We start from the raw sequence: 12,959 nt of genomic DNA on the forward strand, positions 1-12,959 counted from the left end.
AACTTTCTCCGGGGCTGGGTCGCGAGAGCCAGTCCCCGGTTGGCCGGGGCGCTGGCTGCGGCGAACCGCGTTGCGCGATTCGGGCCCGATCCGGGCGTTACGCGGGCTGTGCGATCGCCCTGAGGACATCCTTGAAGGTTTCGATCTGCTGTTCGCTGAAGCGCGAGAAGATCTTCGCCTGCTGTTCCTCGGCGATGGTCCACAGGGTTTCCGCCTGATCGATGCCGGCCGGGGTCAGGCCGTAGCCGGGCTCGCTGCCTTGCAGCAGGCCCTTGCGCTTGAGGTTCTCCAGCGCCTCCTCGATCTCGCGCTGCGGCATGGCGACCAGTTGCTGCAGGGCGAGCATGTCCAGGCTGGCGTCCTTCTCCAACACCATCAGCATGCGCGCTTCGCTGGTCCGCAAGCCGCTGGCCATCTGCCGCGGCTGGTAGTCGCTCTGGTAGCTGCGCACGGCCTGCGTCATCAAATAGTAGAGATTGTGGTTCAAGCGGCCCTGGAAGGCGGTACGCGGCATCCCGGCCTCGACCTTGCGCAGGCGCGGGTGCGGCAGCACGGTCGAGTAGACGCCCTGGTGGTAGAGCAAAGGGGCGCGGCCCAGGTCGTCGAAGGCCAGTACCCGACCGATGAGAATCCAGTGGTCCCCACCGTCGACCTGCTGGTGCTTTTCACACTGGAAGCGCGCGGCGCAGTCGGCGAACAGCGGCGCGCCGCCCATGCCGGTCTCGCAGGCGACGCCGGCGAATTTGTCGGCGCTGGGGCGAGCGAACTGGTTGGACAGGTCGATCTGGTCGGCCGCCAGAATGTTGACCGCGAAATGACTGGCCCGCTCGAACACCTCGTAGCTACTGGAACGCTTGTCGATGCTCCACAGCACCAGCGGCGGATCGAGGGATACCGAGTTGAAGCTGTTGGCGGTGACGCCGGCGCGCTGGCCGTCCGCGCTGGCGGCGGTCATGACGGTGACGCCGGTGGCGAAGTTGCCCAGGGCACGGCGGAAGGCGCGCGGGTCGAAGCCCGTTTCATTGTTGTTCTGGGTCATGGGGAAATCCTCCGCGCCGGCGCGCTGGCCGGCGGGTCGATGCAAGGATGCGACGGCCGCTGCACACAGCCGCCGGGAGAGGCAGTAGGCGACGGCCCGGTCAGACCATGCTCGGGTCCGGCTCCAGCCCCATCAGCTCGCGGCCGAGAATCTGCGCGCAGACGTCGTAGTCGGTATAGGCATGGGCGCCGGTCATGTGCGAATCGCGGAACAAGCGCTGCAGCTCGTTGCTCTCGAACCAGGCGGTACCGCCTGCGGCGGCGAACAGGCGATCCACCGCCTCGATGCACATTTTCACCGCGTAGCCCTGGTTGGTGCGCCAGAAGGCCAGGGTCTGACGATCCGGGTAGCGATGCGCGCGGCCATGTTCGGCATGTTCCTCCCAGGTCTTTTCCAGGAAGGCGCGGGCGGCCGCCACCTGATGAGTGGATTCGGCCAGCCGCATCAGCGCCGGGGTCGCGGTGCCGACGCTGACGCCGGTGTAGGCGCGCACGCGGTTGCGGGTCTTCTCGGCGAAGGCCGCCAGCATCCGCTCGGCGACACCCAGGCTGATGGCCGAGAAACCACTGGCGAAATAGGGCCGGTACGGGGCGTAGAAAATCTGGCTGTCGGGATACAGGCCGAATCCGGCGGAGCGTCCTTCCATCATGTCCTTGGCCGCTTCGATACGGTGGTTGGGGATGAACACATCCTCGAGGATCAGGGTCTTGGTGCCGCTGCCACGCATGCCGGCGACGAACCAGTCATCGCGAATCCGATAGTCGGCACGCGGCACGATGCCGAACGAATAGACCGGGTCGCCAGCGTCCTGCGCCTGCCGGCGAAAGCCGACGATGGCCCACTCGGCATGATCGCAGCCGCTGCTCCAGCCCATCTCGCCGCTGAATAGCACACCGCCCTCGGTCTCCCGCACCTTGCCGAACGGCGCGATGCTGCTGCTCGCGGTGGCGTCCGGGTTCTCGCCCCAGACTTCGTCCTGCAACCGCTTGGAGAACAGCGCCATCTGATGGCTGTGGGTACACAGCAGACTGAAGGCCCAGGCAGTACCGGCGCAGGCCCCGGCGAGGGCGACCACGCAGTCGGCGAATTCCGGCAGGGAGATTTCCAGGCCGCCATAGGCCTTGGGCTGGAAAGCACGGTGCAGGCCGATGCCCTTGAGCAGGGCGATATTCTCGGCGGGCACCATGCGCTCCTGTTCGGCACGGGCGGCATTGGCGGCGATGGCGGGCAGGACGGCTTGCAAGTCTTCGAGGAGGGAGTTTGGCTTTTTCATCTGGATGGCCCTGATTGTTATTGGAGGCTCACCGAAGCGCCGGCGGCGGTCGCCATGCGACCCGAGCGGGCTGTCGGCTGGGCTCTCGAACGCGATGGCGAGAGTGGCGGGAGCGATTATGGGAGGGTGCGGCAGCGTGCTTGAATGCAACTTCCGAGGACTAGATTGCACTTTCCACAGGATATTCAGTCATCGAAAGATGCCCTCTGGGCTGTGCCGAGTCGCTCCAGAGCAGGCGTGGCGCGGGCTACAGAGAAAAAGACGTTAACATGTGAACAGAGAAGCCGAGATCATTTATCATGGCGCACCTCCGTTCGCCGCTCCGAGCGTCCCCATGCCCGCATCCCGCCCCTGGCCGACGTCCATCCGCGCCCTGCGCCATCGCAATTTCCGCCTGTATTTCTGTGGTTACGCGATTTCCACCCTGGGCACCTGGATTCAGCAGGTAGCCCTGGCCTGGCTGGTCTACCGGCTCAGCGGTTCGGCTGCCCTGCTCGGCGTGACCAGTTGCGTCGCCCTGCTGCCGCAACTGCTGATCGGCCCCCTGGCCGGCGCCTGGATCGACCGCCACGACAAGCGCCGCCTGCTGCTGATCAGCCAGAGCCTGCTCGCCGCCCAGGCCGCCGGACTGGCCGTGCTCACCCACAACGGCCTGATCGGGCCGGGGCTGATCGTCGCCATGTCGGCGCTGCTCGGCGTCCTCAATGCGCTGGACACGCCGCTGCGTCAATCGCTGCTGAGCCGCTTCGTCGACCAGCGCGAGGACTTGCCCAACGCCTTGGCGCTGAACGCCTCGCTGTTCACCTGCTCGCGCTTCGTCGGCCCGCCCCTGGCCGGCCTGTTGCTGGGGGTGACCAGCGAGAGCCTGTGCTTCGCCATCAATGCCTGCTCCTATCTGGCCCTGGTGATCGGCCTGCTGTGCGTCCGCCTGGCGCCCGCGCCACGCGCCGCGGGAAGCATGCGACACGTGTTCCGCGAAGGCCTGAACTACGCGCTGGAAACCCCCAACGTACGACGCATGATGCTCAGCGTGCTGCTGGTCAACCTCACCGCCTCCAGCTATGCGGCGCTACTGCCGGTGTTCGCCCGCGACATCTTCGCCGGTGACGCGCGCACCCTCGGCTGGCTGTGGGGCGCCGCCGGCCTCGGCTCGTTGCTGTCGACACTGTTCCTCGCCACGCTCACCAACCCAGCGCGGCTGCCCAAGGCGATCCTGGCTTCGGCCGTGGCCTGCGCCGTCGCCTTGCTGCTGTTCGCCGGCAGCCGCAACCTGCCGCTGTCGCTGGCGGCCATGGCGCTGCTCGGCTTCGGCGTATCGATCTGCAACGTCGGCACCAACATCGTTCTGCAAAGCCAGGCGCCGGAAAGGCTGCGCGGGCGGGTGGTATCGCTCTATACCTCGACACGCTTCGGTTTCGACGCCATCGGCGGACTGCTTGCCGGCGTGCTCGCGGCGCATTTCGGCGGCCCCTGGGCGATGGGCCTGGCCGGCGCCCTGCTGCTGACCTATTGCGTCTGGCTGAGCCAGCGCCCGGCCATGCCCGTGGAAGAGCAGGCCGCCTGACGCAGCGCGCCGCTCATTGCCTGGCGCTCAGCGCCAGGCCTCTTCCTTGTCCTCGGACTTGCGCTGGCGGTATTCGCCGGGCGCCATGCCGGCATTGCGGGTGAAGAAGCGGCTGAAATAGGCCGGGTCCTTGAAGCCGAGCTGGTAGCAAATCTCGTTCACCGAGCTGCCACCGAACAGCAACAGGCGCTTGGCTTCCTGCATCAAGCGCTCGTGGACCAGACGCTTGGAGGGCAGTCCGGCGACGCGGCGGCAGATGTCGTTGAGACGTGCCTCGGTGACGCCAATGCGCTCGGCATAGATCGCCAGCGGCCAGTGCTCCGGGTAATGCTCCTCGATCAGCGCATTGAAGCGATGGAAGAAGCGCAGGTCGTCACGCCGCGTCGGCTGCGCCTTGAGCGAGCGGGCGGAGAGCCGCAGCAGGCTGACGAAGACCAACCGGGTCAGGTCGGTCAGGGCCACGGCGCGCCCAGCACGGTCGGCGCGGAACTCGTCGCGGAGCATCTCGAACAGGCTGTCGAGCCGCGCCACTTCGCCGGCCAGCGCCTCGTCCAGTTCACCGAAGGCCACGCACACCGCACCGATGCGCGGCCCCTCGGCCAGGCCCTGCTCCGGCGCCAGCAACGGCCAGAGCAGTTGCTGGCGCACCGTCAACACATGGCCATCGGCGTCCGCCTCGGTGACGAAGGCATGGGGAATGGTCGGCGGGGTGAGGAAAAACAGCGGGCCTTGCTGATGGTAGAGCTGCTCGTCGAGGTAGACCCGTACCGAGCCGCTCTTCACGTAATGCACCTGGAAGAAACGGTCGTGGCGGTGCACCGGCATGTTGCGGCCGAAGAAGTCGGCGAGCTTGCCCAGCTCCTCGTAGTGCACCTCGGAATCGGCGTAACGCAAGTCATAGACCTGGCCGATGTCGATGTTCGGGATGGGCGTGCGGGTGGCCATGGCCAGGACCTCCGGGTGAGCCAGCGATCAGCGTCCGCCGTGCCGGGTCTCAGGGCTTGATCTGCTTCAACTCGTCGAGCAGGCCCAGCAGTTGCTGCAGCTTCTCTTCGCCGAACTGCTCCTGGATACGCCGGTAATTGTTCTCCATGCCTTCGCTCATGGCGACAAAGCACTGGTGGCCGTGCTCGGTCAGGCACACCAGCACCCGGCGCTGATCCTGCTCGGACTTCCAGCGGCGAACGATGCCGTCGCGCTCCATGCGGGCCAGCACGCCGGTCATGCTCGGCTTGAGGATGCACGCCTGCTGTGCCAGTTGGTAACTCTCCATCTCACCTTGTTGGCGGAGGATGCGGATGATCCGCCACTGCTGCTCGGTCAGGCCGTGCTGATTCAGCGACGGACGGAAGAACGCCATGGCGGCCTCGCGGGCCTGCAGCAGGGTGAGGGTCAGGGACGGACGTGGGCTCGACATGAATGGGAAGTGCTCGTCGGAAAAAGAAGAAGATTTTAACCAGCAACCCGCCCCCTCGCGCAAACCTTCTCGCAGCTCCCTGGCAGGCCCAGTCAAGGCCCTGGCAGGCCTGGGCAATCCAGTCACCGGCCGTCCCGCTCTAATGCCTCCGGCAGGAGCGCATCCTGCGAGCCATGGCTTGACCATGATTAACATATTAACTATAACGCTAAGATGTTAACGATCACCCTCCCCCGAGCACTCGGCCAAGCGGTCGGTCTCGATCGACATCAGGAGAGCACCCCATGCGTCGCGCAGTGAGCGAAGCCGCCGCGGGCACCCTGTTCGGCGTCGCGCTGAACTACCAGGGCCTGTTGCACAGCCGGCTGGAGGAATTCCAGCAGCCGCCCTACCAGAAGCCACCGGTCAAGCCAGTGCTGTTCATCAAGACGCCGAATACGCGCAACGGCAATGGCGATCCGGTGGTCTTCCCCGCCACCATCGAGCGCCTGCAACCGGGACCGGCCCTGGGCGTGGTGATCGGCCGCGACGCCAGCCGCGTCGGCGAACAGGACGCCATGGCCCACGTCGCCGGCTATGTGATCGTCAACGAGTTCAGCCAACCGGAAGACAGCTATTACCGCCCGGCGGTCAAAGCCAAGTGCCGCGATGGCTTTTGTCCGCTGAGCAGCGAGGTGATCGGCCGCGACGAGATCGCCGACCCGCACGCCCTGCCGATCCGCCTGCTGGTCAACGGCGAAGTCCGCCAGCAGAACAGCACCGCCAACCTGGTGCGCCGCATTCCCAAGCTGATCGCCGAGATCAGCGAGTTCATGACCCTGCATGCCGGCGACGTGCTGATCACCGGCACCCCCGAGGGTCGCGTCGACGTGAAGCCCGGCGACGACGTGGTGGTGGAGATCGAAGGTCTCGGCCGCCTGTGCAACACCGTAGTGGCGGAGGACGCCTGAGATGAAGCACGCACGCATCCGCTACCAGGGCGACGTCCACGCCGTAACCGTCGAGGCTGACAACACCGTGCGCCTGGCCGACGGCCGCCGGCTCGGCGAGCACGAGGTGGAATGGCTGCCGCCAGCCGAAGGCAGCATGTTCGCGCTCGGCTTGAACTACGCCGACCACGCCGCCGAACTGGCCTTCAAGGCCCCCACCGAGCCGCTGGCGTTCATCAAGTCGAAGGGCACCTATACCGGCCACAACCAGGTCACCTGGCGTCCGGACAACGTCGCCTACATGCACTACGAGTGCGAACTGGTGGCGGTGATCGGCAAGCCGGCGCGCAACGTCAAGCGCGCGGACGCCCTCGCCTACCTGGCCGGCTACACCGTCTGCAACGACTACGCCATCCGCGACTACCTGGAAAACTACTACCGGCCCAACCTGCGGGTGAAGAACCGCGACGCCACCACCCCGGTCGGCCCGTGGATCGTTGACGCCGCCGACGTGGCCGACCCGTCGCGGCTGAAGCTGCGCACCTGGGTCAACGGCGTGCTGAAGCAGGAAGGCACCACCGCGGACATGATCTTCGACATCCCCTACCTGATCGAATACTTCTCCAGCTTCATGACCCTGCAGCCGGGCGACATGATCGCCACCGGCACGCCGGAAGGCCTGGCCGACGTGGTCCCGGGCGATGAAGTGGTGGTGGAAGTGGAAGGCGTCGGCCGCCTGGTCAACCGCATCGTCAGCGAGGCCGAGTTCTTCGCGAACCGCGCCCGCCAGTAACACGCAGAGGCAGAACCATGATCAAGCACTGGATCAACGGCCGCGAGGTCGAGAGCAAAGCAGTCTTCACCAACTACAACCCGGCCACCGGCGATGCCATCGGCGAAGTCGCCAGCGGCGGCGCCGAGGAAATCGCCCTGGCCGTCGCGGCGGCCAAGGAAGCCTTCCCGAAATGGGCCAACACCCCGGCCAAGGAACGCGCCAAGCTGATGCGCAAGCTGGGCGAGCTGATCGACCAGAACGTGCCGAACCTGGCCGAACTGGAAACCCTCGACACCGGCCTGCCGATCCACCAGACCAAGAACGTGCTGATCCCCCGCGCCTCGCACAACTTCGAGTTCTTCGCCGAGGTCTGCACGCGCATGGACGGCCACAGCTACCCGGTGGACGACCAGATGCTCAACTACACCCTGTACCAGCCGGTGGGTGTCTGTGGCCTGGTGTCGCCGTGGAACGTGCCGTTCATGACCGCCACCTGGAAGACCGCACCCTGCCTGGCGCTGGGCAACACCGCGGTGCTGAAGATGAGCGAACTGTCGCCGCTGACCGCCAACGAGCTGGGCCGCCTGGCCCTGGAAGCCGGCATCCCGCCGGGCGTGCTCAACGTGGTGCAAGGCTACGGCGCCACCGCCGGCGACGCCCTGGTCCGCCACCCGGACGTACGCGCCATTTCCTTCACCGGCGGTACCGCCACCGGCAGGAAGATCATGCAGACCGCCGGCCTGAAGAAATACTCCATGGAGCTGGGCGGCAAGTCGCCGGTGCTGATCTTCGACGATGCCGACCTCGACCGCGCCCTCGACGCCGCGCTGTTCACCATCTTCTCGCTGAACGGCGAGCGCTGCACCGCCGGCAGCCGTATCTTCATCCAGGAAACGGTCTACGACCGCTTCGTCGCCGAGTTCGCCGCCCGCGCCAAGCGCCTGATCGTCGGCGACCCGCAGGACCCGAAGACCCAGGTCGGCTCGATGATCACCCAGGCCCACTACGACAAGGTCACCGGCTACATCCGCATCGGCATCGAGGAAGGCGCCAGCCTGCTGGCCGGCGGCCTGGAGCGCCCGGCCAACCTGCCGGCGCACCTCGCCAAGGGCCAGTTCATCCAGCCCACGGTGTTCGCCAACGTCGACAACCGCATGCGCATCGCCCAGGAGGAAATCTTCGGCCCGGTGGTCTGCCTGATGAAGTTCAAGGACGAAGCCGAGGCCCTGACGCTCGCCAACGACACCGAATACGGCCTGGCTTCCTACATCTGGACCCAGGACATCGGCAAGGCCCATCGCCTGGCGCGCGGCATCGAGGCCGGCATGGTCTTCATCAACAGCCAGAACGTCCGCGACCTGCGCCAGCCGTTCGGCGGCGTGAAAGGTTCGGGCACCGGCCGCGAAGGCGGCCAGTACAGCTTCGAGGTCTTCGCCGAAATCAAGAACGTGTGCATCTCCATGGGCAGCCACCACATCCCGCGCTGGGGCCTGTGAGCACTCGGGACCTTCCAGGGCGGTCCATCCAGAAGACCGCCCGACTCGCCAGCGTGCAGACACAATCACAAGAATCCGGGCGCCCCGCCATGCGCGGCGCCCGCCGCTAGGAGAATCGTCATGGGCAAACTCGCTCTGGCTGCCAAGATCACCCACGTTCCGTCGATGTACCTGTCCGAACTGCCCGGCCCGCGCCAGGGCTTCCGCCAGGCCGCCATCGACGGGCACCAGGAAATCGGCCGCCGCTGCCGCGAACTGGGTGTGGACACCATCGTCGTCTTCGACACCCACTGGCTGGTCAACGCCAACTACCACATCAACTGCGCGCCGCGCTTCCAGGGGCTGTACACCAGCAACGAGCTGCCGCACTTCATCAGCAACATGGAATACGGTTTCCCCGGCAACCCGGAACTCGGCCGCATCCTCGCCGAAGGCTGCAACGCCCTGGGCGTGGAAACCCTGGCCCACGACGCCACCACCCTGGCGCCCGAGTACGGCACCCTGGTGCCGATGCGCTACATGAACCAGGACCAGCACTTCAAGGTGGTCTCGGTCTCCGCCCTGTGCACCGTGCATTACCTGAACGACAGCGCGCGCCTCGGCTGGGCCATGCGCAAGGCGGTGGAGGAACACTACGACGGCACCGTCGCCTTCCTCGCCAGCGGCTCGCTGTCGCATCGCTTCGCGCAGAACGGCCAGGCCCCGGACTTCGCCACCCGGATCTGGAGCCCGTTCCTGGAAAACCTCGACCTGAGCGTCATCCAGATGTGGCAGGACGGCCGCTGGCAGGAGTTCTGCGCGATGCTCCCGGAGTACGCCGCCAAGGGCCATGGCGAAGGCTTCATGCACGACACGGCAATGCTGCTCGGCGCGCTCGGCTGGTCCGACTACGACGGCAAGGCGGAGGTACTCACTCCCTACTTCGGCGCCTCCGGCACCGGACAGATCAACGCGGTGTTCCCGGTCACCGCGCAGGACGGCGCGGCCATTCCGGCGGCGCAGGCTTCCAACCCGGCCTGCGGCCAATCCAGCAGCCGCCTCTGAGGAACAGCGCCATGCCGCACTTCATCGCCGAATACACCGACAACATCGAAGCCGACGCCGACCTGCCGGGGCTGTTCGAGAAGGTCCACGCCTGCCTGGGCGCGTCCGGGGTCTTCCCCCTGGGCGGTATCCGCAGCCGCGGCGTGCGCCTGGACACCTGGCGCATGGCCGACGGGCAGCATGACTACGCCTTCGTCCACATGAGCCTGAAGGTCGGCGCCGGACGCGATCTGGAGACCCGCCGGCAGGTCGCCGACGCGCTCTTCGAGGTGATCACCGCGCACTTCGCCGACCTCCAGGCGCGCCGCCTGCTCGCGCTGTCCTTCGAGATGAGCGAGCTGAACGCCGAGCTCAATTACAAGCAGAACAACGTCCACGCCTTCCTCAAGGGGCAGGCCGGCTGACGTTCCGCGCCCTCGCGCTCACGACAAAAGAAGAACAAGACCATGAGTACAACCACGACCCTCGACGGCGCCGCCCTGCCCGGCGCCAGCGACCGTACCTATACCCGCATCGCCTGGCGGCTGATGCCGCTGTTGCTGGTCTGCTACGTGTTCGCCCACCTGGACCGCATCAACATCGGCTTCGCCAAGCTACAGATGAGTGGCGACCTGCATTTCAGCGACACCGTCTACGGCCTCGGCGCCGGTCTGTTCTTCGTCGCCTACGCGCTGTTCGGCGTGCCCAGCAACCTGATGCTGGAACGCATCGGCCCACGGCGCTGGATCGCCTTCCTGATGGTGACCTGGGGCCTGCTCTCGACCAGCATGCTGCTGATCGAGAGCGCCAGCGCCTTCTATACGCTGCGCCTGCTGCTGGGGGTGGCCGAGGCCGGCTTCTTCCCCGGCATCCTGGTCTACATCAACCGCTGGTTCCCGGCGCGCCGCCGCGCGCAGATCACCGCGCTGTTCGCCATCGCCGTGCCCATGGCCGGGGTCATCGGCGGACCGCTGTCGGGCTGGATTCTCGAAGGCTTCCACGATTTCGCCGGCCTGCGCGGCTGGCAGTGGATGTTCCTCATCGAGGGCCTGCCGGTGGTGCTGCTCGGCCTGGTGGTCTGGTGCAGCCTGCCGGAGAGCTTCGAGCGCGCCGCCTGGCTGAGCGAGGAGCAGAAAACCGGCCTGCGCGAGGAGTTGCACGGCGAGGAGCAGCGAAAGGCGATCACCTCCTTCGCCGGCATCCTGCGCAATGGCCACGTCTGGCTGCTGGTGGCGATCTACTTCGCGGTGATGCTGGCGGTGAACACCATCGCTTTCTGGGCGCCCAGCCTGATCCACTCCGCCGGGATCGGCTCGGACAGCCGCATCGGTCTGCTCAGCGCCCTGCCGTACCTGGCCGGCTGCGTGTTCATGATCGCCCTCGGCCGCTCCTCCGACCTCCGCCGCGAGCGCCGCTGGCACCTGGCCGTGCCGCTGCTGATGTCCGCCATCGGCCTGACCCTGGCCGCCGTGGCGCCGACCGATGCGCTGCCGGTGATGGCCGGGCTGATCGTCGCCGGGATGGGCGCCAGCGCCGCCCTGCCGATGTTCTGGCAACTGCCGCCGGCCTTCCTCGGCGCCCGTGCCCAGGCCGCCGGCATCGCCCTGATCAGCTCCTTCGGCAGCGTCGCCGCCTTCCTCGCGCCCTACCTGATCGGCTGGATGCGCGACACCACCCAGAGCGCCAGCCTGGCCCTGTACCTGCTGGCCTTCCTCATCGCCCTCGGCGCCGCCCTGGTCCTGCGCACCCCGGCCGCCGTGGTCAACCCACGCTGAGAGACACCACCATGCTCGATCCCCATCTGATCCAGGAAGCCGCCACCCGCCTCGACGCCGCCGAGCACTCGCGCCAGCAGGTACGCCAGTTCTCCCTCGACTACCCGAACATCGGCATCGAGGACGCCTACGCCATCCAGCGCGCCTGGGTGGCGCGGAAGATCGCCGACGGCCGGGTGCTCAAGGGCCACAAGATCGGCCTGACCTCGCGCGCCATGCAGGTCTCGTCGAACATCACCGAGCCCGACTACGGCGCGCTGCTCGACGACATGTTCTTCGAGGAAGGCAGCGACATTCCCTTCGCGCGCTTCATCGTGCCGCGCGTCGAAGTGGAGCTGGCGTTCATCCTCGGCAAGCCGCTGCGCGGGCCGAACTGCACCCTGTTCGATGTGCTCGACGCCACCGAATGGGTGATCCCGGCGCTGGAAATCATCGACGCGCGCATCCAGCAGGTGGACCCGGAAACCAAGGCCACGCGCAAGGTCTTCGACACCATCTCCGACAACGCCGCCAATGCCGGCGTGGTCATGGGCGGACGCGCCGTGCGGCCGAACGACATCGACCTGCGCAAGGTGCCGGCGGTGCTCTACCGCAACGGCGTGATCGAGGAGTCCGGGGTGTCCGCCGCGGTGCTCAACCATCCGGCCAAGGGCGTGGCCTGGCTGGCCAACAAGCTGGCGCCCTATGACGTCACCCTGGAAGCCGGGCAGATCATCCTCGGCGGCTCCTTCACCCGCCCGGTGGCCGCCGCCCCCGGCGACACCTTCCACGTCGACTACGACCAGCTCGGCTGCATCGCCTGCCGCTTCGTCTGAGGGAACCCCCATGCAGATGCCCATCAACCGCTTCAAGCAACGCCTGCAAGCCGGCGAGGCACAGATCGGCCTGTGGCTCGGCCTGGCCGATCCCTACTGCGCAGAGCTGGCGGCCAACGCCGGCTTCGACTGGCTGCTGCTCGACGGCGAGCACGCACCCAACGACCTGCGCAGCCTGCTCGGCCAGTTGCAGGCGGTGGCGCCCTACGCCAGCCAGCCGATCATCCGCCCGCCGATCGGCGATAGCGCGCTGATCAAACAACTGCTGGATATCGGCGCGCAGACCCTGCTGGTGCCCATGGTCGACAGCGCCGGACAGGCTCGCGAGCTGGTCCGCGCCATGCGCTACCCGCCGCAGGGTATCCGCGGTGTCGGCAGCGCCCTGGCCCGTGCCTCGCGCTGGAACGGCATTCCCGGCTACCTGGACCAGGCCGACGAACAGATGTGCCTGCTGGTGCAGATCGAGAACCTCGACGGCCTGGCCAATCTCGACGCCATCGCCGCCGTCGAGGGTGTCGATGGCGTGTTCATCGGTCCCGCCGATCTCAGCGCCGCCATGGGCCAGCGCGGCAACCCCGGACACCCCGAGGTACAGGCCGCCATCGAAGACGCCATCCGGCGCATTCAGAAAGCCGGCAAGGCGGCGGGCATTCTCAGTGCCGACGAAAAGCTCGCCCGCCGCTACCTGGAGCTGGGCGCGACCTTCGTCGCCGTGGGCGTGGACACCAGCCTGCTGGCGGGCGCCCTGCGCAAACTCGCCGGCACCTTCAAGGCGGACGCCGCCGCCAGCGCGCCGGCCGCGCCCTCGGTGTACTGAACGCAGCGCCCGTCCCGCTCGACGCCGGACCGGGCG

13 protein-coding genes are annotated in these 12,959 nt (G+C 67.1%); 9 read left to right on the plus strand and 4 right to left on the minus strand.

The annotated features are described in order from the left end of the window. Positions 1-97: 97 nt before the first annotated feature. Positions 98-1,039, minus strand: a complete 942-nt coding sequence (locus BLQ74_RS10755; protein WP_090262560.1) for a p-hydroxyphenylacetate 3-hydroxylase reductase component — start codon at positions 1,037-1,039, stop codon at positions 98-100. A 100-nt stretch (positions 1,040-1,139) separates the two neighbouring features. Continuing rightward, positions 1,140-2,312 (minus strand): p-hydroxyphenylacetate 3-hydroxylase oxygenase component, encoded by a 1,173-nt coding sequence (locus tag BLQ74_RS10760; RefSeq protein WP_090262561.1) that lies wholly within the window; start codon positions 2,310-2,312, stop codon positions 1,140-1,142. 334 nt (positions 2,313-2,646) lie between these two features. Between BLQ74_RS10760 and BLQ74_RS10765 the strand changes: the two genes are divergently transcribed. Beyond that, positions 2,647-3,876 (plus strand): MFS transporter, encoded by a 1,230-nt coding sequence (locus tag BLQ74_RS10765; protein ID WP_090262562.1) that lies wholly within the window; start codon positions 2,647-2,649, stop codon positions 3,874-3,876. A gap of 27 nt (positions 3,877-3,903) precedes the next feature. Here BLQ74_RS10765 and hpaA read toward each other — a convergent pair whose 3' ends face one another. Further along, positions 3,904-4,821 (minus strand): 4-hydroxyphenylacetate catabolism regulatory protein HpaA, encoded by a 918-nt coding sequence (gene hpaA / locus BLQ74_RS10770; RefSeq protein ID WP_090262563.1) that lies wholly within the window; start codon positions 4,819-4,821, stop codon positions 3,904-3,906. A gap of 49 nt (positions 4,822-4,870) precedes the next feature. Then, positions 4,871-5,293, minus strand: a complete 423-nt coding sequence (gene hpaR, locus BLQ74_RS10775; RefSeq protein ID WP_090262564.1) for a homoprotocatechuate degradation operon regulator HpaR — start codon at positions 5,291-5,293, stop codon at positions 4,871-4,873. A gap of 284 nt (positions 5,294-5,577) precedes the next feature. On the opposite strand from hpaR, the gene BLQ74_RS10780 reads away from it, so the two are divergent. The 8 genes from BLQ74_RS10780 (at position 5,578) to hpaI (ending at position 12,923) form a co-directional block, all read left to right on the plus strand. Next, positions 5,578-6,243 (plus strand): fumarylacetoacetate hydrolase family protein, encoded by a 666-nt coding sequence (locus tag BLQ74_RS10780; RefSeq protein WP_090262565.1) that lies wholly within the window; start codon positions 5,578-5,580, stop codon positions 6,241-6,243. 1 nt (position 6,244) lies between these two features. Then, positions 6,245-7,015 (plus strand): fumarylacetoacetate hydrolase family protein, encoded by a 771-nt coding sequence (locus BLQ74_RS10785; protein WP_090262566.1) that lies wholly within the window; start codon positions 6,245-6,247, stop codon positions 7,013-7,015. Positions 7,016-7,032: 17 nt separating this feature from the next. Further along, entirely contained in the window at positions 7,033-8,493 is a 1,461-nt protein-coding gene (hpaE, locus tag BLQ74_RS10790) for a 5-carboxymethyl-2-hydroxymuconate semialdehyde dehydrogenase (RefSeq protein ID WP_090262567.1), read from the plus strand. A 120-nt stretch (positions 8,494-8,613) separates the two neighbouring features. Further along, positions 8,614-9,537 carry a 3,4-dihydroxyphenylacetate 2,3-dioxygenase gene (gene hpaD, locus BLQ74_RS10795; RefSeq protein ID WP_090262568.1) on the plus strand — a complete coding sequence of 308 codons (924 nt, stop codon included), beginning with the start codon at positions 8,614-8,616 and terminating at the stop codon, positions 9,535-9,537. Between the two features lie 11 nt (positions 9,538-9,548). Continuing rightward, positions 9,549-9,941, plus strand: coding sequence for a 5-carboxymethyl-2-hydroxymuconate Delta-isomerase (locus BLQ74_RS10800; RefSeq protein ID WP_090262569.1), 393 nt, complete (start codon positions 9,549-9,551; stop codon positions 9,939-9,941). A gap of 42 nt (positions 9,942-9,983) precedes the next feature. Beyond that, positions 9,984-11,291: an MFS transporter gene (locus BLQ74_RS10805; RefSeq protein WP_090262570.1), complete on the plus strand. Its 1,308-nt coding sequence runs from the start codon at positions 9,984-9,986 to the stop codon at positions 11,289-11,291. An 11-nt stretch (positions 11,292-11,302) separates the two neighbouring features. After that, entirely contained in the window at positions 11,303-12,106 is an 804-nt protein-coding gene (hpaH, locus tag BLQ74_RS10810; RefSeq protein WP_090262571.1) for a 2-oxo-hept-4-ene-1,7-dioate hydratase, read from the plus strand. 10 nt (positions 12,107-12,116) lie between these two features. Next, on the plus strand, positions 12,117-12,923 hold the full coding sequence (gene hpaI / locus BLQ74_RS10815; RefSeq protein ID WP_090262572.1) for a 4-hydroxy-2-oxoheptanedioate aldolase: 807 nt from the start codon (positions 12,117-12,119) through the stop codon (positions 12,921-12,923). The last annotated feature ends 36 nt before the right edge of the window (positions 12,924-12,959 follow it).

The sequence above is a fragment of the Pseudomonas panipatensis genome, from assembly GCF_900099785.1.
In the GTDB taxonomy this organism is placed as follows: Bacteria; Pseudomonadota; Gammaproteobacteria; order Pseudomonadales; family Pseudomonadaceae; genus Pseudomonas; species Pseudomonas panipatensis.

Excerpts from the sequence above, each read along its gene's own strand:
- hpaE (WP_090262567.1), top strand. The coding sequence starts at position 7,033 with ATGATCAAGCACTGGATCAACGGCCGCGAGGTCGAGAGCAAAGCAGTC.
- BLQ74_RS10780 (WP_090262565.1), top strand. The coding sequence starts at position 5,578 with ATGCGTCGCGCAGTGAGCGAAGCCGCCGCGGGCACCCTGTTCGGCGTC.
- BLQ74_RS10805 (WP_090262570.1), top strand. The coding sequence starts at position 9,984 with ATGAGTACAACCACGACCCTCGACGGCGCCGCCCTGCCCGGCGCCAGC.
- hpaI (WP_090262572.1), top strand. The coding sequence starts at position 12,117 with ATGCAGATGCCCATCAACCGCTTCAAGCAACGCCTGCAAGCCGGCGAG.
- hpaR (WP_090262564.1), bottom strand. The coding sequence starts at position 5,293 with ATGTCGAGCCCACGTCCGTCCCTGACCCTCACCCTGCTGCAGGCCCGC.
- BLQ74_RS10800 (WP_090262569.1), top strand. The coding sequence starts at position 9,549 with ATGCCGCACTTCATCGCCGAATACACCGACAACATCGAAGCCGACGCC.
- BLQ74_RS10785 (WP_090262566.1), top strand. The coding sequence starts at position 6,245 with ATGAAGCACGCACGCATCCGCTACCAGGGCGACGTCCACGCCGTAACC.
- hpaH (WP_090262571.1), top strand. The coding sequence starts at position 11,303 with ATGCTCGATCCCCATCTGATCCAGGAAGCCGCCACCCGCCTCGACGCC.
- BLQ74_RS10760 (WP_090262561.1), bottom strand. The coding sequence starts at position 2,312 with ATGAAAAAGCCAAACTCCCTCCTCGAAGACTTGCAAGCCGTCCTGCCC.
- BLQ74_RS10765 (WP_090262562.1), top strand. The coding sequence starts at position 2,647 with ATGCCCGCATCCCGCCCCTGGCCGACGTCCATCCGCGCCCTGCGCCAT.
- hpaA (WP_090262563.1), bottom strand. The coding sequence starts at position 4,821 with ATGGCCACCCGCACGCCCATCCCGAACATCGACATCGGCCAGGTCTAT.
- hpaD (WP_090262568.1), top strand. The coding sequence starts at position 8,614 with ATGGGCAAACTCGCTCTGGCTGCCAAGATCACCCACGTTCCGTCGATG.
- BLQ74_RS10755 (WP_090262560.1), bottom strand. The coding sequence starts at position 1,039 with ATGACCCAGAACAACAATGAAACGGGCTTCGACCCGCGCGCCTTCCGC.